A 25802-nucleotide genomic window follows, 5' to 3' on the forward strand; every position below is an offset into this window, starting at 1 on the left:
ATGTGTGTTTTTAGAGGTGCCCCAAAGGCTACACTGGCGCGCTCTGGCCGGGCCTGGAGCGGACCATCCTCGCCGCCAACAGCTTCATCGTCGCCACCGAACCCGTGACCGGCGAGGCAGCGGCGAGCATCCTGCCCGGCGGCGAAACCGCGTCCACCGCTCAACGCTTGCTGCTCTACCTGCGCCGCGATGCCGAGGGTCGGCTATTGATGGGCGGTCGTGGCCATTTCGACGATCCCCAAGGCGCGGGTGATTTCGCCCATCTGGAGCGTTCCCTGGAATTGCTTTTTCCTCAACTCGGCAAGCCGCGCTACGGCCATCGCTGGGCAGGACGCATCGCCATCACTCGTGATTTCTTGCCGCACCTGCACGAACCGGCGCCGGGGGTCACCCTGGCCCTTGGTTGCAATGGCCGTGGCATCGCCCTGTGCACCAGCCTCGGACGCCAATCTGGCGAACCGCCTGACGGACACCGGAGCGGACTTCCCCTATCCGCTCAGCCCCTTGAGCCCCATCCCGCTGCACCGCTTGCAGCGTTTTTACATAGGCGCCGGAGTTGCCTGGTACTGAATCACCCCGGGTTTCGTGGAGGCCTCAACTCTTGAGAAGATGAGGCCATGAAAAAGACTACGACCTACTCCCCTGAAGTCCGTGAACGTGCCGTGCGCATGGTTCTGGAGCATTTGAACGACTATCCCTCCGAGTGGGCCGCCATTGAAGCCATCGCGCCGAAGATTGGCTGTGCAGCGCAGGCGTTGCATGGCTGGATTCGCCGTCATCAGACCGACGCAGGTCAGCGTCCAGGCCCGACAACCGAAGAGCGCGAACGCATCAAGGCGTTGGAGCGGGAGAACCGCGAACTGCGCAAAGCCAATGAAATTCTGCGTCTGGCCAGTGCGTATTTTGCCCAGGCGGAGCTCGACCGCCGCACCAAGTCCTGAGGGCTTTTATCGATCAGTACCGTGACCGTCTTGGGGTCGAGTCGATCTGCCGCGTCTTACAGATCGCCCCGTCCGGTTACCGTAGGCATGCGGCCCAGCAGCGCAACCCCGAATTACGTTGCTGCCGCGCTCGACGCGATGACGCATTGATCATGGAAATCCAGCGCGTATGGGACACCAACATGCAGTGCTATGGCGCAGTGAAGGTCTGGAAGCAGTTACGGCGAGAAGGCATCGCAGCTGCCAGGTGCACGGTAGAGCGATTGATGCGTCGTGCTGGATTACAGGGCATAAGGCGTGGCCAGGTCGTGCGCACAACGGTGGCTGGCGACAAGGCTCTTTGCCCGCTGGATCGCGTCCAACGCCAGTTCCATGCCGACCGCCCGAACCAGTTGTGGGTGTCGGACTTCACCTATGTATCGACCTGGCAGGGCTGGCTGTACGTGGCGTTCGTGATCGACGTCTTTGCACGCCGGATCGTCGGCTGGCGAGTCAGTACTAGCATGAAGACAGACTTCGTACTGGATGCCCTGGAGCAAGCCCTGTATGCCCGTCAGCCGCATTGCACAGGTGGGCTGATCCATCACAGCGACCGTGGCAGTCAGTACGTCTCCATTCGCTACACTGAGCGATTGGCAGAGGCCGGTATAGAGCCCTCGGTGGGTAGCAAGGGAGACAGCTACGATAACGCCCCGGCCGAAACCATCAACGGGCTGTACAAGGCCGAGCTGATTTACCGTCAGTCATGGAAGAGCCGCGAAGCCGTCGAAATGGCGACCTTGAAATGGGTGCACTGGTACAACCACCAACGCCTGCTGAGCTCAATCGGCTATATCCCGCCTGCGGAGGCTGAGGCAAACTTCCACCAGCAGCAAACAGATCAGGCCGTGGCGGCCTGACTTAAACGAAACGGCCTCCACGAAACCCGGGGTGATTCAATGTTAGGCTTGTGCTTCACGAGAGGGCTCCTAATTCCAATCGCCCAGCACCGATTATTGCGTTTGTGTCTTTGGTCCTGCTAAGCCCGCATGACCTACGAGCCATGGGTCATATAATGGCCATACATAACCGCTTGTCTTAAAAATAAGACCGCTTGGTCAATCTTCCTATCTCGCGGATTTAGATTCGCCTGATTTCACCGATACATCGCTCATTCACTCTTCCAGGTAGGGGCGCGTCATGTTCAACAAAGGCCTAAAACAAGAACTGCAGCGCCTCCGCGAGCAGGTGGACTCCTTCAAGCGGCTGAAGGCCGAGCTCGACGTGGAAATGCTGGGCCTGGAACTGGATGGCCGCGGCTGCATCTCCGCGGTGAACGCCAACTTCGAAAAGGAGATGGGCGTGCGCGCCGCGGATTTGCTGGGACGCCCCCTGGCGGACCTCCTTCCGGCGCACGTCCGCAACCAGGAATACAGCCGCCGACTGCAGCAGGCGCTGAGTCGCGGCGAGCCCTATAGCGGTGCCCTGCATCTCTTGCGTGGCGACGGTCAGGAAGCCTGGTTGCGCGGCATCCTGCACCCCTTCCATGACAGCCAGGGCCAGGTGACGCGCTTCCGACTGTTCTGCAACAACCTGACGAGAACCATCGAAACCTCGCGTGAGCATGAAAGCCTGCTCAAAGCGCTGCGCCGCTCCACGGCGGTGATCGAGTTCAACCTCCAGGGCGAGGTGCTCGATGCCAACGAGCGCTTCCTGCAGGCCATGGGTTATTCCTTGGCGCAGATCAAGGGCAAGCACCATCGGCTGTTCTGCGAGCCGGCCGAGGCCAATTCCGAGGCCTACGAGCAATTCTGGGCGCGCCTGCGTCGCGGCGAATTCGTCGTGGATCGCTTCAAGCGCCTGGATGCCCATGGCCGCGATGTCTGGCTGGAAGCCTCCTACAACCCGGTGATCGATGCCCATGACCGGCTGTACAAGGTGGTCAAGTTCGCCACCGTGATCACCGATCAGGTCCAGCAGGAGCAGGCGGTGTCCGAAGCCGCCAGCGTGGCCTTCGAGACCTCCCGGCACACCGACGACACGGCCCGCAAGGGCGCGGCGGTGGCGCAGCAGACGGTGGAGGTGATGCGTGCCCTGGCCACCCAGATGCAGGAGGCGGTGAAGGGCATCGAGGCGCTGGACAACCAGTCCCAGGTGATCGGCACCATCATAAAGACCATCAGCGGCATCGCCGAGCAGACCAACCTGCTGGCGCTCAACGCGGCCATCGAGGCGGCCCGGGCCGGCGAGCAGGGCCGCGGCTTCGCCGTGGTGGCCGACGAGGTCAGGCAGCTGGCCTCGCGCACCAGCAAGGCCACCGAGGAGATCGTCGGGGTGGTGCAGCAGAATCAGCAACTGGCCGGCGAAGCGGTGACGGTGATCGAGAACGGCCGTCGCCAGGCCGAGCAGGGCCTGGAACTGGCGGGTCAGGCCGGCCAGGTGATCGTGGAGATCCAGGACGGCGCTCAGCGCGTGGTCGGCGCCGTGGGGCGCTTTGCTCAGCACCTATCGACCTAACCATGCTGTACCTGCCGACAGGTGGCGAGCGGCCGGAGGTGAAGGAGGGAGGACGAGGCCCTTCTCAAGACGCCTTCACCTATCTGGTAGGCGGCATACCTACGAGGCCTGGGTCTAGGGCCTAAGCTCAAGCGTGAATTTGCGAAATTCCCACGCCAAACCCGATCAGGCTACCGCTTTCGCACGTGTGCTTTCGCAAAGCTTACGACCACTACCAACAGTACGGTCCATTGCCATGATCGGCACGATCATCAGCAGCGACCTTGAGTTGATCGGCCAGCTGCAGCCGTACTAGACGGCGGTTCGTGGCGGTAACCCTGGAAGACGCGCTGGCCGCACGGCGTCTTTACCGTGAACGCCTGCAGCGACTGGAGCAGCTGTTGGCGAGCTAGAGAACCGTTGGCAAGCGGGTGACCCGTCGAGAGATCCTGAAGGCGTCGTTCGTAACGGACGCGTTTTCAGGATCGTCACTCCAAGAAATCCTGAATTTCGCAAAAGAGGCTGATCGACAACACCAGGGTAGGGAAGCGAGAGTCGCAGCTGGGGGCCGTATCAGGGGTAAAGCTAAAGACTGGATGGGAAGGCAAAGGGCAGTCGTTAGCCTAGACCCATATCCAATTTAACATAAGTTGTGTTATGCGAAGTGGACGTGTTACGGCCAAATAGTAATGTCGCGATCCAGCCAGATAGAAATGTCCCGATCACGTATTGCAGCTAGCCTACCGGCTTTGCAGCCGATGCGGAGCGATCAGGATGTCAGCCTACGAGCGGATCACGATGAGCCTACGTGAAGTTGGTCGCCTCAAGGTCATCCAGGCGGTGACCGAGGGGTTCCTTACGCCAACACGCGCCGCCCAGCGCCTGCAGCTGAGTTCCCGGCAGGTTCACCGCCTGGTGCAACGTTACCGGGACGCCGGCGTTTCGGGCCTGATCTCATGTAAGCGCGGCCAGCCCAGCAATCATCAGCTGAAGCCTGGTCTTGAGCAGCGCGCCGCCGCTCTAATCCGGCAGCACTACCGGGATTTCGGCCCGACACTTGCGGCCGAAAAGCTCGTTGAATGTCACGGCCTACGCCTGGCCAAGGAAACGGTCCGGCGCATCATGATGGATGCCGGCTTATGGACGCCGCGTCGGCAGCGACCGCCCAAGGTGTACCAGCCGCGCAATCGCCGAGCCTGTCTGGGCGAACTGATCCAGATCGATGGCAGCGATCATCGCTGGTTCGAGGACCGAGCACCGGCATGCACCCTTCTGGTCTACATCGACGACGCCACCAGTCGCCTGATGCACCTGGCATTCACCCGCAGCGAATCGACCTTCAGCTACTTCCAGGCTACCCAAGCCTATCTAGAGCATCACGGTAAGCCGTTGGCGCTCTACAGCGACAAGGCCAGCGTATTTCGAGTCAATAGCAAGGATGCTCAGGGCGGTGATGGCCACACCCAGTTCGCCAGAGCCATGTTCGAGCTGAACATCGATACCTTCTGCGCTAACTCCAGCCAGGCCAAGGGGCGTGTTGAGCGAGCACACCTCACCTTGCAGGATCGTCTGGTCAAGGAACTGCGACTACGAAACATCAGCACCGTCGAACCCGCTAACGCTTATCTGCCGCTCTTCATGGCCGATTACAATCGCCGCTTCGGTAAAGTTGCCCGCTCGGACTTCGATGCGCACCGGCCAGTACGCGACGACGAGGACCTATCTCTAATCTTCACATGGCGCGAACCGCGGCGGGTATCGAAAAGCCTCACGCTGCAGTACGACAGACGTCTCTATGTCCTGCACGACACGGTACAAGCACGAGCTTTACCAGGCCGGTACGCAGAGATCTATCACTACCCTGACGGCCGGATTGAGGTCCGATCAGCAGGGATTACCTTTTCCTACGAGACGTTGGATCAGTTGCCTGAGGTCAGCCAAGGCACCATCGTGGAAAACAAGCGGCTGGGCCACGTCCTGCAGGTCGCGAAGCGGATGCAAGAGCAGCGCGATAACCGTCGCTCCCAAGCGGTACCTGGCAATCCAAAGCCAACCAAAGCGCAGCGCCAAGAGCCGCCGAAGAAGAAGGCGAAAGATTTCACACCGGAGGACATCGTGGCCGCCCTCGATAAAAGGCGGTCTCCGAAGCGTAGCCGTCATGCGTCAGTCAATCAGCGCTGAAGGGCTCAGTGCGCTTGTAGCGGCCGGGGCCGCATACGACGTGCGCGCAATTCCAGGTCCCGAGGGCCATGGGTGGCAATTGCAGGTGCGTTATAGCAAAGAGAGCCGACATTTTCCTCTCCGCTCCCGGCGCGAATTAATAAGGGTGTTTCGGTCACTCGATGCGCTCAATAGGTATGCACAGGGTATTGGAATACGAGGGTTCAGGATCGAAACCTGACTCTTTTGTAATCCTCGGCTCAGTCAACTGAAAGCTTTCCAGCGCTACCTTGTGGTCCGCGGCATGTGCCGCTGTATTTGCCTGAGGTGCTTCGTCATGAACCTTTCTAAAGCTGTGTTCCTCGCTCTTGCTTTAACCCTTTCCTCGTCTGCTTTTGCTGAAGGCGGTGCCGATCGCGTCTTCACTCGCATGATGGACGCCCAACAAGCAGCGCAAAGCAAGAAAGCCGAGCCGAGGCTAGCTGGCACGTCTGCAGAAAAAAAGATGAAGACGGCAAGGCTTGCTGCTAGCGAAGCGGCCTACCCAATGCTTACAGAAATGTAATCACACCCTACAAAGCGCTGTGACATCTTCCTGACTAGTCTTCTAACTCCTGTACACGGCACCGGTGCCGTCCTCGCTACCAGGACCTGCTCGTATGGAATCAAGAACCTCTCGACGTACCTTCGTCAAAGGCCTCACGGCTGCTGGCATGCTTGGTGGGCTGGGTCTGTGGCGTTCGCCCAGTTGGGCGGCGGCTGGGTCGACAACGCCCCGCACACTGACGGGTACAGAGTTCGATCTGTCGATTGGCGAGATGCCGGTGAACATCACCGGGAAGCGCCGTACGGCGATGGTGATCAATGGCGGATTGCCGGGCCCCCTGTTGCGTTGGAGGGAGGGCGACACGGTGACGCTTCGCGTGCGCAACAGGCTTGATGCGGCTACCTCCATACACTGGCATGGCATCATCCTGCCTCCAAATATGGACGGGGTACCGGGACTGAGCTTCGCGGGTATCGAGCCAGGCGGCATGTATGTCTACCAGTTCAAGCTCCAGCAAAACGGGACCTACTGGTACCACAGCCACTCCGGCTTCCAAGAGCAGGCCGGTGTGTATGGGCCTTTGGTCATCGAGGCTAAGGAGCCGGAGCCGTTCAAATACGATCGTGAGCATGTGGTGATGCTGACGGACTGGACGGATGAAGATCCGGCTTCGCTGATGCGCACGCTGAAAAAACAGTCCGACTACTACAACTTCCACAAGCGCACCGTTGGCGACTTCGTCAACGACGTGGCTGACAAGGGCTGGGCCGCGACGCTGGCGGATCGCAAGATGTGGGCTGAGATGAAGATGAACCCCACGGATCTTGCGGACGTGAGCGGTGCAACCTACACCTATCTGCTCAATGGCCAGGCTCCAAACATGAATTGGACTGGCCTGTTCCGTCCTGGCGAGAAGCTACGCCTTCGATTCATCAATGGCTCCGCCATGACGTACTTCGACATCCGTATCCCAGGCCTGAAAATGACCGTAGTAGCGTCTGATGGTCTTTACGTGAACCCGGTTGAGGTCGACGAGCTTCGTATCGCCGTGGCCGAAACCTACGATGTCATCGTCGAGCCCACAGGGGAGGCTTACACGGTGTTCGCCCAGTCAATGGATCGTACCGGCTATGCCCGCGGCACCCTTGCCGTGCGAGATGGCTTGGTGGCTCCAGTCCCTCCGCTTGATCCTCGGCCCTTGGTCACGATGGACGACATGGGTATGGGCGGTATGGACCATGGCGGCATGGACCACGGCAGCATGAAGGGTACGAATTCTGTGGCCGGTGATGATATGCAGACCATGAGCAGCATGGGAGGCAGCCCTATGCCAGCCATGGACCACAGCAAGATGTCCTCTATGCAGGGCATGGATCACAGCGCTATGGCGGGGATGGACCACGGTTCGATGTCTGGGATGAGCGGCATGACGATGCAAAGTCATCCCACGAGTGAGAAGAACAACCCGCTGGTCGACATGCAGGCGATGACGCCTACCGCCAAATTGAATGATCCCGGCCTCGGCCTGCGTAACAACGGACGCAAGGTACTCACCTACGCCGACCTCAAAAGCACTTTTGAAGACCCTGATGGCCGCGAGCCAAGCCGTACCATCGAGCTACACCTGACAGGACACATGGAGAAGTTTGCCTGGTCCTTCGATGGGATCAAGTTCTCCGAAGCTCACCCTCTGGTTCTCAAATACGGGGAGCGGGTGAGGATCGTGCTGGTGAACGACACGATGATGACGCACCCGATTCACCTGCACGGAATGTGGAGCGACCTGGAGGACGAGGAAGGCAACTTCCTGGTTCGCAAGCACACCATCGATATGCCACCCGGATCCAAGCGCAGCTATCGCGTCACCGCCGACGCCCTGGGGCGATGGGCCTATCACTGCCATCTGCTGTACCACATGGAGATGGGTATGTTCCGCGAAGTCCGGGTAGAGGAGTGAAGCTAGTGACCGCGTTGAATCGACTCCACGTTTGTTCGCTGCTTGCCATCACCAGCTTCAGCATCGCTTCGGTTGGTGCCTTTGCTGCCGAAGCGGGCAGTTCTGACCTGGACCACAGCCAAATGCAGGGGATGGATCATTCCAAGATGCAGGGCATGGACCACAGCCAGATGCAGGGAATGGATCATTCCAAGATGCAGGGCATGGACCACAGCCAGATGCAGGGGATGGATCATTCCAAGATGCAGGGCATGGACTCTGGAATGACCACCATGGCGCCCAGCAAGCCGGCAGCCCTCGCTCAAAGCCGCACACCTATTCCGCCCATCACGGATGCCAACCGGGCGGCCGTCTATCAAAGCGGCAAAGGTCACACGGTCCATGACGATGCCCTCAACTACTTCCTGTTGTTCGATCAGCTTGAGTGGCAGGACGCTGATAACGGCAGTGTGCTGAGTTGGGACGTCAACGGTTGGGTAGGGGGGGATATTGATCGGCTGTGGATTCGCTCCGAGGGGGAGCGCACCAACGGCAAAACCGAATCCGCCGAGCTACAAGCGTTGTGGGGCCACTCGATCGGCCCGTGGTGGGACGTGGTGGGTGGCGTACGGCAGGACTTCAAACCAGGGCCGCCTCAGACGTGGGCCGCATTTGGTCTCCAGGGTCTGGCCTTATACAACTTCGAGGCCGAAGCGACCGCTTTCCTTGGAGAGGGTGGCCAAACTGCGTTGAGGCTGGAAGGCGACTACGACATCCTGCTGACCAATCGCCTGATCTTGCAGCCCACCGCCGAAGCTAATTTTTACGGGCAGAACGACCCCAAACGCGGAATCGGCTCAGGCTTGTCCGAGACGGAAGTCGGAGTGCGCTTGCGGTACGAAATCTACCGAGAGTTCGCCCCGTACATTGGCGTCAGCTGGAACCGCTCCTATGGCAACACTGCCGATTTTGCCCGGGAGGAAGGGGAAGACCGCAGCGAAGCCCGACTGGTCCTGGGTGTACGTATGTGGTTCTAACCAGACACCAAATCTCATTCCCCACGAACGCCCCTTGGGCTGTAGGAGTTCGCATGTTCAATCGTGCACCTTTCATCACGCTCTTTGCCGCTGGAATGCTGTTTAGCGCCCTGGCTCAAGCCCATCCCAAGCTGGTGTCTTCGACGCCTGCCGAAGGAACTGAAGGCGCCGCCCCGGCAAAGATCGAGCTGCACTTTTCTGAAAACCTGGTCACTCAGTTTTCCGGCGCGAAGCTGGTCATGACGGCGATGTCGGGTATGGAGCATCCGCCGATGGCGGTCAAGGCGGCTGTTTCGGGTGGCAGTGATCCTAAGACCATGGTCATCGCACCTGCCTCGCCGTTGACGGCCGGCACCTACAAGGTCGATTGGCGGGCAGTGTCATCAGATACCCACCCCATCACCGGTAGCGTGACATTCAAGGTCAAGTAAGTATGGAAGATCCGTTCAGCATCGGACTTCGCTTCGCGTTGTATGCCGATTTGATGATGCTGTTCGGGCTGGCGCTCTTCGGCCTTTATAGTTTGCGTGGCCCTGAGCGCCGCTCGGGCATGGTATTGCCGTTCTTGCCTCTGCTGGCTACAAGCGCGGCGACGGGCCTCTTGCTCTCGGTCGTGTCCATGGTGCAAATGGCCAAGGCTATGAGCGGGGTTGAGGAATGGGGCGAGGCCATACCGCATGTTGAGATGATGATCGCCGAGACGGAGCTTGGCACCGCCTGGCTTATCCGTATGGCCGCCCTCGTGGCCGCTGCTGTGACCATTGCCTTCAATCCTCGTTGGCCAATGGCGAGCCTGACCGTGGTTTCGCTGCTGGCAGGCGTGGCGCTGGCCACACTGGCGTGGGCCGGGCACGGCGCCATGGACGAAGGCTCCCGCCGCTTCTGGCACTTCAGCGCAGACATACTTCACCTATGGGCCTCCAGTGGCTGGTTCGGCGCGCTGGTGGCTTTTGCCTTATTGCTGCGGCCCAGCAAATCGGAAACGCAGGCATCAGTCCAGATCCTATCGCGCACGCTTACCGGCTTCGAGCGAGCCGGGGCGGTGATCGTGGTGCTGATCGTCTTCACAGGTGTGATGAACTATCTGCTCATCGTCGGACCCCAAATCAGGGGACTGGCGCAAAGCACCTATGGCCTGCTGCTGCTGGGAAAGCTGGGCCTTTTCGGCGTGATGATCGGGCTGGCTTCGGCCAACCGCTTTCTCTTGAGCCCGGCATTGGAGCAAGCAGTCCACCAAGGCGATTACACGCGTGCGGCACGGTCTATTCGCTACAGCATGGCCTTAGAACTGGGTTCCGCCATTTTGGTGCTTGGGTTGATTGCTTGGCTTGGTACGCTGTCTCCCGAGATGGAAGCGGGGAAGTAAGTTTGCCTTCCCCCGTCGTGCCGTCTCGCCAAGATCGTGTCCCCGAGGGTGAAGCATGAAACTGCTGGTAGCCGAAGACGAACCCAAGACCGGAATCTATCTGCAGCAGGGCCTGCGAGAGGCTGGCTTCACGGTAGATCGAGTGGTCACTGGAACGGATGCCATCGATCAGATGCAGACTGAAGCCTATGACCTGCTGATTCTCGACGTGATGATGCCCGGCCTCGATGGTTGGGGGGTGGTAACACGCCTGCGTGCTGCAGGTCAGTCGGTACCGGTGCTGTTTCTGACGGCACGGGATGGCGTGGATGACCGAGTCAAAGGATTAGAGCTGGGCGCCGATGACTACCTGGTCAAGCCCTTTGCCTTTTCAGAACTGCTGGCACGTGTTCGAACGCTATTAAGGCGCGGGCATGGTAGCCCACCGATTCAAACGAACCTGCAGATCGGAGATCTGCAGGTTGACCTACTCAAGCGCCGCACTACGCGAGGCGGCAAGCGAATTGACCTTACGGCTAAGGAGTTTGCCTTGCTGGAGTTGCTGATGCGTCGGCGAGGCGAGGTTCTGTCAAAGTCTCTTATAGCATCACAAGTATGGGACATGAATTTCGATAGCGACACCAATGTCATCGAGGTGGCGATTCGGCGGTTGAGGGCCAAGATTGACGATGACTTCGAGGCGAAACTGCTCCACACCTGCCGAGGAATGGGCTACATGCTGGACGCACAGGACGAAGGATGAAGCCAGGTTCACTCACGCTACGCTTGAGCCTCTTATTCGTAGTAGCAGTTTCTGCCGTCCTTATGATCGTGGGCATTGCCTTCAACGAGTTAAGCCGTCACCACTTCCGCGCGCTTGATGCGCAGGCGCTGGAAGAAAAGCTTGAAGCGATCACCCAGATTGCTCAAGAGCCCGGCGCGAATTCGGACCAGCTCAAGATTCGCTGGCATACGCTGCTGGGAGCACATTCCGAGCTCAGCGCGGTGTTTCTCCAGGCTGACGGAAGCCTCTTTTTTGCGGAGCCTCCCAGATCATCGGTGCCGTCCCTTGCTCAGGCGACCGAGCACGATGGCGTGTGGGAGTGGGAAAGTGACGGACACATGTTCAGGGCCTTGAAGGCGCCAGTCTCGTCGTCGGAAGCCACTGCTCCGCTGACCATGTGGTTGGTACTGGACGTCACGACGCATATGCACTTCTTCGCCATGCTGGAGCGCTGGTTCTGGGGCGTTCTGCTAGCCAGCACCGTGCTGAGTGCCGCACTTGGTTGGCTGGTTGCCAAGAATGGGCTGCGGCCGGTGGCCAAGGTGACCCAGACAGCCGCCTCGATGTCCGCAGGCTCCTTGAAGGAGCGTATTCCTCTGGAGCCCGTGCCCGATGAGTTACGCGAGCTCATCACCGCCTTCAATTCCATGCTCGGTCGCCTGGACGACTCGTTCATACGTCTATCGAATTTTTCTGCCGACATCGCACACGAGCTACGAACCCCGATCAGCAACCTGCGGACTCATACCGAGGTGATCCTGGCCCAAAAGCGGGACTCGGACGTGTACGAGGAGAATCTGACCTCCAACCTGGAAGAGCTCAATCGCCTGTCGGGAATCATCGACGGCATGCTGTTCCTGGCCAAGTCCGACAACGGCCTGATCGTACCTGAACCGGTCGAGCTGGATTTGGGTAGGGTCATCGGCAAGCTGTTCGGATACTACGAGCTTCTGGCTGAGGATAAGGGTATCCAGCTCAAGGCATCGGGAAGCGCCTTGATCTTTGCGGATAGCGTGATGATCGACCGTGTCGTGTCGAATCTGCTGTCCAATGCCCTGCGCTATACACCGTCCGGGGCGACGATTGAGGTCAACATCGAGGATCACGGCAGCAGCGTTGAGCTTCGCGTCGAAAACCCCGGCCCCAAAATTCCACCGGAGCACCAGGCGAGGATCTTCGACCGGTTCTATCGGGTGGATCCAGCACGTCGCGAAGGTGACGGCAATGCGGGGCTCGGGTTGGCCATCGCCCGGTCGCTGATGACGGCGCATGGTGGCACGATCAACTGTACATCCCAAAGAGGCCGAACGGCCTTCACCCTGACGTTCTTGCGACCTGTTGGCATGCAAACCTGAGCGGATGGCTACCGGTGAGCGGGCCATACCTACGGGCGCTTTCAAAACTACCATCGGGAATGGCTTACAGAATTGTAATGTTCCAGGCAAAACCAATTGCGGCAGGCGCCGGTCGCATATTTTGGGTCCTCTGGACCGAGGTCGGCAGCCGCTCACGCGAGTGGAGTTGCCTACTCACTTCGGGGCCACTCAGGTTCGTCACTCTTTCCCAATCTGGAGATTTACCATGACAAACTCTATGTTCGAATCTTGTATCCAGGCCTGCTCCAACTGCGCTATCGTCTGTGAAACCTGCGCCTCCGCCTGCCTGCGCGAAGACGACGTGAAGATGATGGCGCGCTGCATCGAGCTCGACCGAGACTGCGCCGACATTTGCTACATGGCTGCCACGCTAATGGCTCGCGAGAGCGAGTACGCCAAGCAGTTCTGTGCCCTGTGCGCCACGATCTGCCGTGCCTGTGGCGAAGAGTGCGCCAAGCACGAGGCGCAGCATTGTCAGGCGTGTGCCGAGGCCTGCATGCGCTGTGCCGAGGAATGCGAGCGAATGGCCGCCTGATATCGGTCAGTCAGAGGTGGGGCGGCTCGGCTGCCCTCACCATCTATGCCTCCGTCACACTTAATTGCATCAGTCACTTCACTGACCTGTAACGGCTTCAGGGCATTGGGCGTCCCGGTCCGGCCATGTACGCCTGCACTCAGCTGCCCAAACCTGGCGGAAACCACCGTGAACAGCACGAAGCCTCTGGTAGAAGCCAGTACCGAGCTGCGATTGTCATCGCTGCTTTCGTGAAGCTAGAAGACGGCGGCTACTATCAGCAGTCCTGCAGCTAGGTACCAACTATTGATGTCACTCCGATAAGAGTTAGGCTCGGACGTAAGGTCATAATGACATTTTTACTTAGCTGTCAGAGCGACATCTCTACTTAGCCTTGACAGGACGCGCAGCCGGGCAGGGCGGCCGTGCGTGCCTACAACCGGTCATGGCGCAAGATCAGATCCAGAATCCGTGCACGCGGTTCGAAACGATGTGCAGCCAGCAAGGATGACGAAAAATGCCTTACTGGTTAGAAAACTTTTACAACTGACGGGATTATTTAAATCCTACACTGTTATCAGCCATTTTAAAAAAATCATCACGCGCACTTTTCTCGAATGGCTTCATTTCGGCGATATCCTTCTTCATGCTCGCCATGCAGGCATTCATTGTGTTTTGCAATGCATAAATAGTTTGTGCCCGGTGCCTGGCCATTTGGTATTTGTAGCTATATTCGTTCGGCTGATAAATTTTTAGAAAGTATGCGGAATCCGAGTATAAAATCGAAGCGACCGCGGAGTTGACAGAAAAATCAGTGAACAGCTGGTCTGTAGCACCCTTGGCTTTTTCGATTTCTTCATTTAATACAGACGCCATTGCTGAGCAACGTGCATAAAACTCCGCTTTTTCTGGGCTATGAGGACGCTTGGGTGATAGACCAACAACGATAGGCTCAGAAATGATAGTGGTACCCGCTACCTTGCCCTCCTGACCCTTTAGCAGACTGCGGGCCATGCTTACCTTTTCCGCTCCAAGCTTGCTTTCGGCTGCGTCTATCAGAAGCTTGATTTTTGGAAGGTCGTCTGACTTGAGCTTAGTGCTCATCAGTAGCTCTTGAGCGAGCTGAATCTGCGAATCGGCGTTGCCATCGTCAGACTCGAATCGGAGTGTATCGATATAAACATCGTAGCGAGAGGTGGGAGCTTCGCCTTCTTCCTGAGCTTTCCACTCGACGGACGTCCTTGGGAAGTCAGCGTGAGCCCAATTGCAAGCGAGCACGCTCGATACCAGAATAAATTTCCATGCCCTACCGTTCATATCCACCTTCCATACTGAGTTCTGGCATGATTATCGGCGGTAGATAGAAAAGCTTTAGGCACAAAAAACGTCGAAGCGGGGCTTGTACGGGGAAGCTATCGAGCTTCCTCGGGCTCCATACATCCTAGGCGTCGTCATGCTATTCAAGAGGGCCGCAAGGAAAAAAGTTCTCGCAGTCGGACTCAACATACTGCGTCCGGCCGCCGAACTGAAGGGTAAGTACGCTGGCGTCATCTGATCCATCTGCTATCGCATCTTGCGCAGCATGGCTTTTGTACCAGTGGCCATCTGTACATACGATTAGCCGATCCGGTTGAGCATAGGTAACGCTGCAGCTTTCTGGGACGTGCGCACGATGCACCTTTAAGCATCGCGTCAGCACATGCCGTGCATCGACCGGCGCTGAAATCCCCAGCAGTTCCGCTTGGCGACTGAGCGTATGCGGAACCGTTATCCAGGTAACCGACTCATCGGTCTTCAGGATGCCTAGCTGGCAGTCGCCTGCATAAAGTACCTCCACTTGGAGGACGCGTAGGTCAACGAATACGCAACAATAAGCCGCTTTCTCAATCGAAAACTTCGATCTCAGCCGGTCTTGCTCAGCGTTGATAAGCGCGCGGAGTGAGTCTCCATCAAGCGGCGAAGAAGACTCTTGTGTAGCGATGACGATAGACCTTGCCCAGTGCTGCGCAAATGCGGCCCCATCGCCATCTTCGGCCGCGTCAACTACTACCGCCATTACGCCATATTCTGTATACCCTACCGCAGCAGCATCGTTATTGCTGCTGCGCCCTACGCCTTGGCGGCTCTGCCACGTAACGTGCATCAGCCGACTTCCCCGATCAAGGCTCGCATACGCTCGTACAGCAATCTTTCACGCTCGGGATCGTTTCTGGTTTGGTCGCTGATGGCCTCTGGAAATTGGGGGCAGTCGCTGAATAAAAGGCCGATCTCGGCAGCAATGTAATTTCGAACATCGTCACCTGCCTCTTGGATCTCATCCAAAAGCTCTTCGCGGCCCTCAATAAGATTAAAGATGTCTTCTAGGTCCCGGTTGGCGACCGGCTTTCCATTTCCCCTGCCCTTCCATGCTTCGAGTTTGGTCGCGATGAAGTACACCGGATTGACCAGTTTGATTGAAGTGTGCTCGTCCAATCGGTATCGACTTGAGCTCTTGATCGCATCTTGGTACCAGCGATTCGTAAATCCCAGTGAGTCGTCGGCCGGCATAAAATCAACGCGGAGGTCGCCAAGCATCATCGTGCAAATTGGAACGTTTTGCTTCGCAAGGTGGGGCGTCCTAAACCCAGACGCTCGCAGGCGGTTCTGTAGCTCTAAATATTTAATCGCTCCCATTACGGGTACGATCAAGTCGACGTCATCCGTAGCCCGCACTTGATCGCGAATGAACTCGTCTGTGAGCAGTAGACCGGTTGTACACCCTCCTACGAACGTCATGTCTTCGCACAAATCAGGCCCTAGAGCGTGCGCCACCTTGCATATCATCTCTTTCAAAATCGGAAAGACGTTCATGTCATCTCCAGGCGTTCGCGCAGAAGCTCAATAGCCAAATTTCGCTCCCGTGGTTGGCCAACACGAATGGAATCCACTAGCGCCAACAACGCGTACATCTCTGGATCCTTTCGAGCTGCTAGCACTGCGGTCTTGAAGAGTGGTTCAACTTTCATTCCCATCGTTTTCCCTCGGGCATATGGCCACACCGGGATATGTTCACCGCTGCTGATCAGTGAGCGCGAAAGGACAGGAGCGGCGAATCCGGTCGCAATGCCTCTGGTCAGTTCGCCGTACCGAGCTGGAAAGACGAACCGCAGTCCATAGACGAGAAACTCTAATAGAGCCTGGGTGTTGACCCGGGGAAGCTGAGAGCGCACATCCACCCTAGCTAGGCCGATCTCTACGCAATGCTTCAGAGCCAGGGCGATCTGTGATTTGCTGATCCCGGTCTGTTCCTCCAACGCGCGTGCGGTGTAGTAGGAGGCGCCTGGTGACATATCGTCGAGATCGAAATCCGGTTGATACGAGAAGGCGGCATCTTCCTCATTATGGTGCCAGTCGCGCCAATCGTGTGGCCACGTCGCTACAACCTTGTCTCTCGCCTCGTGTTTTTGCAGACATACGAGTCTGAGCATCACGCCTACGTCTTGACCTTTCATTTTTTGCTCGCTCTACTTGTCCCAAGTCCTAGGACACGGGACAATAAGAACAGCAAATTACCTGTTGCGCAAGCGCGCGAGGTCGGCGAGGTTGGGAATAATTGGCCTGCAGCGCGCTTTTAGATACTTAGAGCGGGCGTGAAAAGCTGGCTCGCACGCGTGCCGCAGAAGACCAGTTCTAGGCTACACGCTGGGCGACACCGGTAACGGCCGGTCTGGGTTAGGCGAGGGTCGGTCCCCCGCTTCCACCATCTTCTGCTACCAGCGGCTCGCCAACGCCGTTGTACAGCGCCGCGTCAGCCTCGCGCGCACGTTGCATGCGGATGACCTCGGCCCCGGTGCAACTGTAACGCCGCCAGTACCGCCGTGCTTCGCATCAATCTACCAGCAGGAGCGGAAAGCCGGTCCGCTGAGCGGCCGCAAGTAGGCTATCCAAGAAGGTATTCCAATCGAAGCAGCGGCGGTCGACCCAGCCCTTACCTAAGTGGCGCGCAGGCGATCTGAGGGATATTGACGAAGGAACTCGCTCGCTGCTTCGGCTGGCGCCTGCAGCCATTCCTTGATCGAGCCATTCGGCAGTATCGCCAACATCCGCTTCTCATCTTCAGGCCGATGGTAGTTCTTCATGAAGGGGTGATCGTCAGCGTTGACGGTCAGCATGGTGAAGCTGAAGCGCCCCTTGCCATCTGGATCGCTCCATTCCTCCCACAGCCCAGCGATCGCCATCAGGCCGCCGTCGGCACGCTCGATCCGCGTGGGCACAGCCTTCCCGCTGCGCCAGTCGGGCTCATAGATCGCTGCTGCAGGGATGATGCAGTGCTGGACCCTCTTCCAGGCGGTGCGAAAGGAGTTCTTTGTGGCAGCCGTTTCGGAGCGGCAGTTGTAGGTGCTGCGCCCGAGCTTTCTGCCCTTTGCCCAACCAGGCAGCAAGCCGAACTGGCCTACCGATATGTCGTACTCCGGTGCGCCGTCATCCTGCGCCTCGGCTGGGTTCAGCCGAACGAAGGGTCCCATGTAGAGGGGCCAGAGCTCGCCTTGGTATTGCTCGTCGACGGAAGCGCCGAATGCGCTTTTCAACCGCGCCGGCGTCGGCGCCTCATAGTGACTGCACATGCCCTGTCGCCTCCGGGAAATCTAACCTGGTGCAGCCGCCTTGTTGGCCGCGCCACCTTGTTTGACCCGTTGGCCACGCTGCGTTCCAGATGGGCTGCTGCCACCTTATCGGTCAAGGAGCCGCAAGCACCCCCGCCTCCCAGCCGCAGGCTCAGCGCCAGGGACAGGTGAGTGGGTCCACCCACCATGGGATTCGAGCATGATCATCAGCAGATATCTGAGTTCCACCGATAGCATCGCGGTCCTCTGAAGCGGGGCAATAGCTAAGCTGCTCCCCAATTCTCCGGGCGAAATGTGGCCCTACTTCACCAGATCCAAGATCTCAGGTCCTGAAATTGGAATGCCAGCAGGGACGCTCACGAAATCGCTGATTCGGCCCAAGAATGCAGCGGCGTCGTCTGTGTTCGAGAGGGGGCGGCCGAAGAGCAATACGTTCGCCGGGTAGCCATTCTGATCCCAGTCGATCGAGAGGCGCTCCAGCTGGTACAGCACACCGTTGCGGAGCCGCTGAACAATCCCGTCTTTCTCGTACCCAGCCTGCCCCAGCGCGTGCTCGCAAATAAAGCGCCTGATCGCAGAGCTCTTGAACAACGCGTCAATCTGCGCCTCAGGTGAAGCGTTGCGCACCTGCTCCCAGACTTCCGGCTCCGCCATCATGAGCACGCTCATCAGCTCGGTGCGCAGCCGCGCGATGTAGCTGTTCAGCCGGTGGGACATTGGGACCTCAGATCTGTTGTCGCTGGTATACGGTGATCGCTAGCAGACCGGACCGGTCCAGCGCGGGCCTCGTCACGAGCTGCCAGCCCGCCATGCTGCCAAGGTACCGCACGCCGTCTTGGTTACCTGCGTGGCGATGCTGCTTATGCCGAAGTACCTCGGCAGGGAGCGTCACTTCGCGATTCAGGTCACGGACCACCCGCGCCAGCCGCGGGAAGACGTTCTCCGGCTTGCACTCACCCTTCGTCTCGTCCAGGTACTCGACCAGGGTGTGATGGGTCAGATAGATCTTGCCGAATACCGGGTTCTCTACCGACGGTTGCGGAGGGGGCGTTCCGTCCCACTTAACGCAGAAGGCCTGGTGATCCCCACGGGTCCAGGGCTTGTTCTTCTCGACGCTGATACCGCTGAGGCCGAAGAACTGGGTGCGCAGCGCGTTCGACGTCTCGTAGAGCTCGCCCTTGGAGCTGTCTGAGAGCAACAGGCGCTTCACCGCACCGCGTGACACCACAAGCTTCAGGTTTCCGCAGTTACGCTGGTGCCCGGCCAGCTCGAATTGCACCAGGGCGCACCACAAGCCGTAGAGCTCGATGAAGTCGAGCACGTTGTCGCCGAGGTCTCGGCTCAGGTGGACCTCGATCCGGCGGAAAAAGCGGTCGTCACCATTGAACAGGACGCTGTAGACGCCTGGCGCGTCCGTGGCCGCGGTGCTCACTTTGCAAACTTTATAGGTCATCGTTTGGATCTCGGCAGGTAACTGGAACCTAGTCTCCATGCCTTTCGAAAATTGCAAACGCCGATTCTAGCGCGGTTGTGGGTCGAACCTTCCAGTGCGTCATACGATCACTCAGAAGTCGTCGTAGCTGACCTTCCAGAACAGGTCGACGCTACCGTCATCGCGGTGGGCAATGATGACGCCCTCCATCTCGCTGATCGCCTCGAGCAGCTGGTCCCAGTCCTGATCTCTCGCGTCGCGTCGTTCAACGTGGACGTGCTTTTCTCGGACGCCAGGCGCGCTCATGACTTGCCTATGAACCCTAGCGGCAAGCTGGTCATAGGGCGTCAATGCCGGCGGTGGGGTGCGGGCCATCTCCACAGGTCCCATGGGGATGTTCTTTTATACAGTATTAAACCGGCCGGCCTGCTGGCAACCGGTGCGTGCCTGGCGAGACGAAAGGCATCTGCGTTGATCGCGAGGCAAAAAAAAGGGTCAGCGTGCGCTGACCCTTTCAGGGTGTTCGGTCTGACCGAACAAGGTGTTGATGATGAGCTGAGCCAAAGGCCGGTACCCAGACTCAAGCGCGACGCTTCCGGAACCTGGCGTTCCTGGCGCTCACCATCAGGGGTGTCACTGCCAAGCGCTCGCCCATCGCGGCCATATCGCTCCGGCTAGAGCTCGCGGGGTGACACTCCGAGGCAGCGCGCGATGAGCGACTGCAGGCCGACATGCGGCAAACGGCCGAGGCTATCGAAGACCTTCCGCGTCACACTGGCATGATGGGCAAGGTGCTCGAGGACGAACTGCCGCTGCTGCAGCCTTGCCTTGATCCAACGAAGCCGGCCTGGCTCAGTGCGAGGACATTCCTGCAAAGGCTGCGGGCGCGTCTCCCATTGGGCGACATGCTTCCCGAAGCCTTCCATACCGGCCTGTGCTGCTGTGGCGCCGCTCAGCTGTTCGAGCAGCGCATCGAAGGCCTGCTGTGCGACCTCCGACCACGGTACGCCATAACGCTCCGGGAAGAGCGCTTCCACCGTCACCTGAAGCGTCTCGGCTTTAGCCGCTTCTTCCGCAGGTACGCGTAATATTTTCTCGTTAATGATCCGGACGTTCCGTTTGGCACTTTTAGTAGGCTGCTATGGCAATTCCCTAGAAGCCGCGGTTTGGACTTTAAAAGGGCAATCCAAGGCGCTGCTTCTCGTCAACACGGGTTTATCAGCGGTCCGTTACGTCGGATCAGCCAAGGCCGCGAGTCCTTCGAGAAAGGCCAATTCCGCCGAACTCATCTTTTGCTCGCGGTTCCAGAGCACATGGATGTCGGCGTCGATCACGCCGTCATCCGGAGGCAGGCGCCAGAGCACGCCACGAGCCACATCGTCGGCGGCGAGGTGCTCGGGCAGGCAGCCGATCCCGAAACCGGCACATACCAGCCGGCGCACCTCGTCGACGCTGGAGGAAGACGCCACTACCCGTCCTTCCAGGCCCTGCTGATCACGAAAAATCGCCAGCGGGGAAAGATTGCCGCCGATCTGGTCACTGGTGAAGCTGACGAAGGACTCCCCACGCAGGTCGTCCACCGTCAGCCCCTTCACACCGAAATGGCGATGTGGACGACCGCAGAAGAAGGCGTAACGCTGCGGCACCAGGCGCCGCTGCTCCAGCCTGGGCGGCACACGGCGGCACAGTCCCAGCCCCAAGGTGGCGGTCCTTTGTTGCAGGGCGCTGAGGATGTCCGCGCTGCGCAAGACCTCCACCTCGATTTCCACGCGTGGAAAACGCCGGTGGAATTCCGCGAGATAGCCATCGTAGGCGGATGACTCGACACGGCTGACGCTGAGCAAGCGGACCTTGCCCACTACGCTATCGCGCTCTTCGCCCAGGGCCGCACCGATCCGCGAGACGTTGCCATAGATGTCAGCGGCGATCCGCAGGACTTCCTCACCGGTCCCGGTCAGGTCGAAGCGCTGGCCCCGGCGCAAGATCAGGGTGGCGCCGAGTTGTTCCTCGAGCCGCTTGAGCGCCTGGCTGACCGCCGACTGGGTAATGTACAGCCGCGCCGCCGCTTTGCTGATACTGCCCTCCTGGCCAATGAACAGGAAGGTACGCAACAGGCTCCAGTCCAGCCGATCATTGAGCACGCGCCGGGGATCGCTGTGGATGGCCTGTCGCTGATCAAATATCTCTCCCATATTAGATCCTCTAATACCAGACATTAAAACTAGAAAATTGACTAATTCTAGGTCTGGCGCGATAACGATGGGAAGCGCCCCAGAGCGCTACCGTGATCTGCCTTGCCAACCATACCTGCCTAGAAACTGCTCGCCGGGCCACGTGCCGTCGCCGGTTTCGTATAACGATTTCAACAACAGGGCCTCTCGTATGTCTCGTTCGCCGCAATCCCGCCGTGCCGCCGCGTCCGCCTTTTTCGGCACAACCATCGAGTTCTACGACTTTTACATTTACGCCACGGCGGCCGCACTAGTATTGGGTCCGCTGTTCTTTCCCAGCCACAATCCGGCACTGAGTACTCTGGCCGCCTTCGGCACCTTCGCCGTGGGCTTCGTCGCCCGGCCACTGGCCGGCATGGTCTTCGGTCATCTGGGCGATCGCCTGGGCCGCAAGCGGATGCTGTTGTTCACCATGACGCTGATGGGCCTAGCTACTGCTGCCATCGGTCTTCTCCCCACCTACGCCAGCGCCGGAATCTGGGCACCCATCGCGTTGGTCGCCCTGCGTTTCATCCAGGGCATCTCAGTGGGCGGCGAGTGGGGCGGCGCGGTGCTGATGGCCAGCGAGCACGCTCCTGCCGGACGCAAGACATTCTTTGCCTCCTTCGCCCAGCTCGGCAGCCCCGCAGGGCTGTTGCTGGCGCTGATCGCCTTTCGCCTGGTCAGTTCGCTGGACCCGGCTGACTTTCATAGCTGGGGCTGGCGCCTACCGTTCGTGGCCAGTGGCGTGCTGATGTGTGTGGGCCTGCTGATTCGCTGCGGGGTCGAGGAGTCTCCCGAGTTCGCGGCGCTAGAACGCGCCGGGCGCAAGGTGGACAAGCCGGTCGCCCAGGTGATCCGCCGCTGCTGGCGGCAGATCCTCTGTGGCGCCGCCGCCGTCACTATCGGCTCGGCCGGCTTCTTCTTCACCAATACTTTCATGATTTCCTACGTCACCCAGTACCAGGGCATCGCTCGCACCACCATCTTGGACTGCCTGTTCTTGGTGACGATCTGCCAGTTCCTTACCCAGCCGCTCGCCGCTCTATGGGCGGAGCGGATCGGCACCGCCCGCTTCCTGCGCGCGGTGGCCCTGGCCTGCATCGCCGTGCCCTATCCGATGTTCCTGCTGGTGCAGACCGGCAACCTGGTGGCGATGACCGCTGGCATCGCCCTGGCCGTGGTCACCCTGTCGGCGCTCTATGCGGTGATCGCCGGATACCTGGCGGAAGCCTTTCCCGCCGAGCTGCGCTACTCCGGAATCTCGCTGGCCTACCAACTGATCTGCGCCATGGCCGGCGGCACCACCCCTTTGATCGGCACCCTGCTGGCGCAGCAATACGCCGGGCAGTGGCTGCCGCTGGCGTTGTTCTTCAGCGCCCTGTCCGCCTTGTCGTTGATCGGCGTAATCGGCCTGGCCCGTCTGCGCGACGAGACCAGACGGCCGGCTACGCTGCCGCGCGTGGCCTGAGCAGGCTCGCCTTTGTCTAGCCCTGGAGTGACCATGAACAAGCCTTCCACCATGACCGATGCCGAATGGACCGCCCGCTGCGAACTCGCAGCGCTGTACCGGCTGGTCGCCCATTTCCGCATGACCGATCTGATCGACACCCACATCACCCTGCGCCTGCCCGGTCCGCAACATCACTTCCTGATCAATCGCTATGGCGTGCTGTTCGATCACATGAAGGCCTCCGATCTGGTGCTGATCAACGAGCATGGCGAGGTGGTCGACGAACACTTCGGCCCGCGCCGGGTGAATGCGGCAGGCTTCGTCATCCATTCGGCGATCCACCTGGCGCGCCCTGACATGGCCTGTGTGATCCATACTCACACCGCCGCCGGTATGGCGGTGGCAGCCCAGGAGCAGGGCCTGCTGCCCATCAGCCAGCATGCCCTGAAGTTCTACGGCAAGCTGGCTTACCACACCTACGAAGGCATCGCCCTGTCGCTGGACGAACGCGAGCGGTTGATCGCCGACCTAGGACCGCACAAGGCGATGATCCTGCGCAACCATGGCCTGCTGGCGGGTGGCAGCAGCGTGGCGGAGGCCTTCCATCAGATCCACTTCCTCGAACGTGCCTGCCAGGCGCAGATCCAGGCGCTGGCTGGCGGCACCCCGCTGGTCTATCCCAGCGAGACGGTGCGGCACCTGGTGGCGCAACAGTTTGAGCGCGACGAGTCCGCCGAGATCGTCTGCCTCACCTGGACGGCGGCGCTGAGTCTGATCGCCCATCAGCGCGAGGACTACTGCGCATGACTACCGTCGTCCTGCTCACTAGAGACGCCGACCTCATCGGTGAATTGCAGGCCGCCTTCGCCGCCCATGCCCCGCAGCTCACGGTGGTGACGCAAGACGATGCCCGCGCGAGCACGGCGACTGTCGCCGCCTGTTGGTTTCCCCCCGTCGGCAGTCTCGCCGCGCTCCCACGGCTCCAACTGGTGCATTCGGTGGCCGCGGGCGTCGAGCACCTCGTCGCCGCCGGCCCCTATCCGGCACTGCCGGTCTGCCGTGTGGTGGATCCGGCGCATCGCCAGGGCATGCTCGAATACATGCGCTGGGCGGTCCTGCACTACCAGCGCGGTTTCGATCAGGTGCTCGCGCACCAGCCCAGCCAGACCTGGCGCCGCCCACCCCAGGTGCCGGCCGGCGACTACCGCGTCGGAGTGATGGGCCTGGGCTCCCTGGGCGCGGCCGTGGCCGAGGATCTGGCCGACGCCGGCTATGCCGTGCGCGGTTGGGCACGCACGCCCAAGTACCTGCGCGGCGTAGATTGCCAGGCCGGCGACGCCGCGCTGTCCCGTTTTCTCGACGGTCTCGATCTGCTAATCAACCTGCTGCCGCTGACCCCGGCCACCGCCGGCATCCTGGGCCACGCCACCTTCACCCGGCTGGCGCGCGGCGCGGTGATCGTCAACGGCGGCCGTGGCGGTCATCTCGACGCCCAGGCGCTGGCCACGGCGCTTAGCGAAGGCCAAGTACGCGCCGCGCTGCTGGATGTGTTCACCCACGAACCCTTGCCCGCCACCGACCCGCTCTGGCACCTGCCGGGCGTGACCGTCACCCCGCACATGGCCTCGGCCGCGTCCTACCCTTGCATCGCCACCCAGGTCGCCGAGAACACCCGGCGCCTGGCCGCGGGCGAGCCCCTGCTGCACACCGTCGATCCCGCGCTCGGCTACTAGGTCGCGCGCCCTGAAAGGAGATTTTTCATGCTCGAAGTCAACGGCGAACGCCTCTGGAATAGCCTGATGGAGATGGCCGCGATCGGCGCCACCGCCGGCGGCGGCAATAGCCGCCTGGCGCTCACCGAGGAAGATCGCCAAGGCCGGGCGCTGTTCGTCGCCTGGTGCGAAGCCGCCGGCCTGAGCGTGCAGCGCGACGCCATCGGCAATCTCTTCGCCCGTCGCCAAGGCCGCGACGCCGACGCGGCGCCAGTGGTGATGGGCAGCCACCTGGACACCCAGCCCAAGGGCGGTCGCTTCGACGGCATCTTTGGCGTGCTCGCCGCCCTGGAGGTGATCCGCCGTCTGAACGAGGAAAACCTCGAGACCCGCCTGCCGTTAGAAATCGCCGTCTGGACCAACGAGGAAGGCGCGCGCTTCACCCCGGCCATGCTCGGCTCGGCGGTATTCACCGGGGCGCTGCCGCTGGCGCGCGCCCTGGCCACCGAGGATCGCCAGGGCGTCAGCATCGCCCAGGCCCTGGCCAGCACTGGCGAAGCCGGCGAGCGAGCCTTGCAGCGGCCGCTGGCCGCCTACTTCGAGGCGCACATCGAGCAGGGGCCGGTGCTGGAAGCCGCTGGCCTGCCAATCGGCGTAGTCACTGGGGGTCAGGCCATCTGCTGGCTCGACGTGCGCGTCGGCGGCACCCCGGCCCACGCCGGCACCACGCCCATGGCGATGCGCAAGGACGCCCTGTTCGGCGTCGGCGAAATGCTCGCGGCGCTGGAAACTCTGGCCTCTGAGTTCGCCCCCGCCGGGCTGGTCACGGTCGGACAGGTGGACATCGCCCAATCCTCGCGCAACACCATCGCCGGCCAAGTGGACTGGACCCTGGACCTGCGCCATCCCGACGACGCCCAGTTGGCCGCCTTGGAAGTCGCCGCCCGCGAACGGCTGGCCGCCATCGCCACCCGTCGCGGGCTGACGCTCGCCATCGAGCGCCACTGGCTGAGTCCAGCCACGCCCTTCGCCGCCGACTGCGTGCAGGCGGTGCGCGACGCCGTGCAGGGGTTGGGCTATGGACACCAAGAGATCATCAGCGGCGCCGGCCACGACGCCATCCATCTGGCCCGTCATTGCCCAACCAGCATGATCTTCATCCCCTGCCGCGACGGCCTCAGCCACAACGAAGCCGAGTGGGCCGAGCCCTTCCACATCGCCCAGGGCGCCGCCGTGCTGCTCAATGCCGTCCTGGCGCAAGCGGGGCACTGATCCC

25 protein-coding genes, 2 pseudogenes and 1 other annotated feature are annotated in these 25802 nt (G+C 60.3%); of the genes and pseudogenes, 18 read left to right on the plus strand and 9 right to left on the minus strand.

All coding sequences use genetic code 11. From position 1 onward, the window contains the following. Positions 1-26: 26 nt before the first annotated feature. The 13 genes and pseudogenes from FEZ61_RS22350 to FEZ61_RS22405 form a co-directional block, all read left to right on the plus strand. Positions 27-570 (plus strand): annotated as a pseudogene (locus FEZ61_RS22350) (FAD-binding oxidoreductase); the annotation flags it as partial. Between the two features lie 47 nt (positions 571-617). Then, a protein-coding gene (locus FEZ61_RS22355) for an IS3 family transposase (RefSeq protein WP_085984312.1) occupies positions 618-1840 on the plus strand; the annotation gives its coding sequence in 2 pieces (ribosomal slippage) (positions 618-903 and positions 903-1840; 1224 coding nt in all). Beyond that, positions 896-1012: a sequence feature (AL1L pseudoknot), on the plus strand. Its footprint overlaps the gene before it by 117 nt. 280 nt (positions 1841-2120) lie before the next feature. Further along, positions 2121-3437 (plus strand): PAS domain-containing methyl-accepting chemotaxis protein, encoded by a 1317-nt coding sequence (locus FEZ61_RS22360; protein ID WP_017641155.1) that lies wholly within the window; start codon positions 2121-2123, stop codon positions 3435-3437. 232 nt (positions 3438-3669) lie between these two features. Continuing rightward, positions 3670-3829, plus strand: a pseudogene (locus FEZ61_RS24535) (allophanate hydrolase); the annotation flags it as partial. 361 nt (positions 3830-4190) lie between these two features. Continuing rightward, positions 4191-5597 (plus strand): ISNCY family transposase, encoded by a 1407-nt coding sequence (locus FEZ61_RS22365; protein WP_064308075.1) that lies wholly within the window; start codon positions 4191-4193, stop codon positions 5595-5597. A gap of 316 nt (positions 5598-5913) precedes the next feature. Continuing rightward, positions 5914-6141 carry a co-regulatory protein PtrA N-terminal domain-containing protein gene (locus FEZ61_RS22370; RefSeq protein ID WP_064308076.1) on the plus strand — a complete coding sequence of 76 codons (228 nt, stop codon included), beginning with the start codon at positions 5914-5916 and terminating at the stop codon, positions 6139-6141. Between the two features lie 94 nt (positions 6142-6235). Further along, positions 6236-8080 (plus strand): copper resistance system multicopper oxidase, encoded by a 1845-nt coding sequence (locus tag FEZ61_RS22375; protein ID WP_017641154.1) that lies wholly within the window; start codon positions 6236-6238, stop codon positions 8078-8080. 5 nt (positions 8081-8085) lie between these two features. Then, positions 8086-9096 carry a copper resistance protein B gene (locus FEZ61_RS22380; RefSeq protein ID WP_017641153.1) on the plus strand — a complete coding sequence of 337 codons (1011 nt, stop codon included), beginning with the start codon at positions 8086-8088 and terminating at the stop codon, positions 9094-9096. A 53-nt stretch (positions 9097-9149) separates the two neighbouring features. After that, positions 9150-9527 carry a copper resistance system chaperone CopC gene (gene copC / locus FEZ61_RS22385; RefSeq protein ID WP_007163121.1) on the plus strand — a complete coding sequence of 126 codons (378 nt, stop codon included), beginning with the start codon at positions 9150-9152 and terminating at the stop codon, positions 9525-9527. A gap of 2 nt (positions 9528-9529) precedes the next feature. Then, entirely contained in the window at positions 9530-10462 is a 933-nt protein-coding gene (gene copD, locus FEZ61_RS22390; protein ID WP_017641152.1) for a copper homeostasis membrane protein CopD, read from the plus strand. A 55-nt stretch (positions 10463-10517) separates the two neighbouring features. Then, positions 10518-11204, plus strand: coding sequence for a heavy metal response regulator transcription factor (locus tag FEZ61_RS22395; protein ID WP_007163124.1), 687 nt, complete (start codon positions 10518-10520; stop codon positions 11202-11204). Further along, positions 11201-12580 carry a heavy metal sensor histidine kinase gene (locus FEZ61_RS22400; protein WP_017641151.1) on the plus strand — a complete coding sequence of 460 codons (1380 nt, stop codon included), beginning with the start codon at positions 11201-11203 and terminating at the stop codon, positions 12578-12580. Before FEZ61_RS22395 ends, FEZ61_RS22400 begins: the two co-directional genes overlap by 4 nt. A 226-nt stretch (positions 12581-12806) precedes the next feature. After that, positions 12807-13136, plus strand: coding sequence for a four-helix bundle copper-binding protein (locus FEZ61_RS22405; protein WP_007162846.1), 330 nt, complete (start codon positions 12807-12809; stop codon positions 13134-13136). Between the two features lie 534 nt (positions 13137-13670). Here the strand turns inward: FEZ61_RS22405 and FEZ61_RS22410 are convergent. The 8 genes from FEZ61_RS22410 to FEZ61_RS22445 all read right to left on the minus strand — a co-directional run bounded on the left by FEZ61_RS22410 (position 13671) and on the right by FEZ61_RS22445 (position 19526). Continuing rightward, a complete protein-coding gene (locus tag FEZ61_RS22410) occupies positions 13671-14219 on the minus strand; it encodes a hypothetical protein (protein ID WP_169854969.1) in 549 nt (182 codons plus the stop codon). Positions 14220-14571: 352 nt separating this feature from the next. Further along, positions 14572-15258, minus strand: a complete 687-nt coding sequence (locus FEZ61_RS22415) for a PP2C family serine/threonine-protein phosphatase (protein WP_132833155.1) — start codon at positions 15256-15258, stop codon at positions 14572-14574. Next, positions 15258-15965: a nucleotidyl transferase AbiEii/AbiGii toxin family protein gene (locus tag FEZ61_RS22420; protein ID WP_007162844.1), complete on the minus strand. Its 708-nt coding sequence runs from the start codon at positions 15963-15965 to the stop codon at positions 15258-15260. The genes FEZ61_RS22415 and FEZ61_RS22420 overlap by 1 nt, the downstream gene beginning before the upstream one ends. Continuing rightward, on the minus strand, positions 15962-16606 hold the full coding sequence (locus tag FEZ61_RS22425) for a hypothetical protein (protein ID WP_007162843.1): 645 nt from the start codon (positions 16604-16606) through the stop codon (positions 15962-15964). Before FEZ61_RS22425 ends, FEZ61_RS22420 begins: the two co-directional genes overlap by 4 nt. A gap of 480 nt (positions 16607-17086) precedes the next feature. Beyond that, the gene (locus FEZ61_RS22430) at positions 17087-17719 is read right to left on the minus strand and encodes an SOS response-associated peptidase family protein (protein ID WP_007162842.1); all 633 of its coding nucleotides are present in this window, start codon (positions 17717-17719) and stop codon (positions 17087-17089) included. Between the two features lie 300 nt (positions 17720-18019). Continuing rightward, positions 18020-18436 (minus strand): hypothetical protein, encoded by a 417-nt coding sequence (locus FEZ61_RS22435; protein ID WP_007162841.1) that lies wholly within the window; start codon positions 18434-18436, stop codon positions 18020-18022. Between the two features lie 7 nt (positions 18437-18443). After that, positions 18444-19172, minus strand: a complete 729-nt coding sequence (locus tag FEZ61_RS22440; RefSeq protein ID WP_231893055.1) for a hypothetical protein — start codon at positions 19170-19172, stop codon at positions 18444-18446. A gap of 111 nt (positions 19173-19283) precedes the next feature. Next, the gene (locus tag FEZ61_RS22445) at positions 19284-19526 is read right to left on the minus strand and encodes a DUF1654 domain-containing protein (protein ID WP_231893056.1); all 243 of its coding nucleotides are present in this window, start codon (positions 19524-19526) and stop codon (positions 19284-19286) included. 356 nt (positions 19527-19882) lie between these two features. Here FEZ61_RS22445 and FEZ61_RS24285 point away from each other — a divergent pair, with 356 nt between their 5' ends. After that, positions 19883-20239, plus strand: a complete 357-nt coding sequence (locus FEZ61_RS24285) for a hypothetical protein (RefSeq protein WP_007162838.1) — start codon at positions 19883-19885, stop codon at positions 20237-20239. Between the two features lie 141 nt (positions 20240-20380). On the opposite strand, the gene FEZ61_RS22455 is transcribed toward FEZ61_RS24285, so the two are convergent. Beyond that, positions 20381-21343 (minus strand): LysR family transcriptional regulator, encoded by a 963-nt coding sequence (locus tag FEZ61_RS22455; RefSeq protein ID WP_007162837.1) that lies wholly within the window; start codon positions 21341-21343, stop codon positions 20381-20383. A gap of 190 nt (positions 21344-21533) precedes the next feature. Here FEZ61_RS22455 and FEZ61_RS22460 point away from each other — a divergent pair, with 190 nt between their 5' ends. The 4 genes from FEZ61_RS22460 to FEZ61_RS22475 are packed head-to-tail and all read left to right on the plus strand — an operon-like array spanning position 21534 to position 25798. Beyond that, entirely contained in the window at positions 21534-22832 is a 1299-nt protein-coding gene (locus tag FEZ61_RS22460) for an MFS transporter (RefSeq protein WP_007162836.1), read from the plus strand. Positions 22833-22865: 33 nt separating this feature from the next. Next, a complete protein-coding gene (locus FEZ61_RS22465; RefSeq protein ID WP_007162835.1) occupies positions 22866-23621 on the plus strand; it encodes a class II aldolase/adducin family protein in 756 nt (251 codons plus the stop codon). Beyond that, positions 23618-24547, plus strand: a complete 930-nt coding sequence (locus FEZ61_RS22470; RefSeq protein ID WP_007162834.1) for a glyoxylate/hydroxypyruvate reductase A — start codon at positions 23618-23620, stop codon at positions 24545-24547. Before FEZ61_RS22465 ends, FEZ61_RS22470 begins: the two co-directional genes overlap by 4 nt. 27 nt (positions 24548-24574) lie before the next feature. Further along, positions 24575-25798 (plus strand): Zn-dependent hydrolase, encoded by a 1224-nt coding sequence (locus FEZ61_RS22475; RefSeq protein WP_007162833.1) that lies wholly within the window; start codon positions 24575-24577, stop codon positions 25796-25798. Positions 25799-25802: the final 4 nt, after the last annotated feature.

The sequence above is a fragment of the Pseudomonas sp. MS15a(2019) genome, from assembly GCF_013277805.1.
Lineage (GTDB): Bacteria > Pseudomonadota > Gammaproteobacteria > Pseudomonadales > Pseudomonadaceae > Chryseomonas > Chryseomonas benzopyrenica.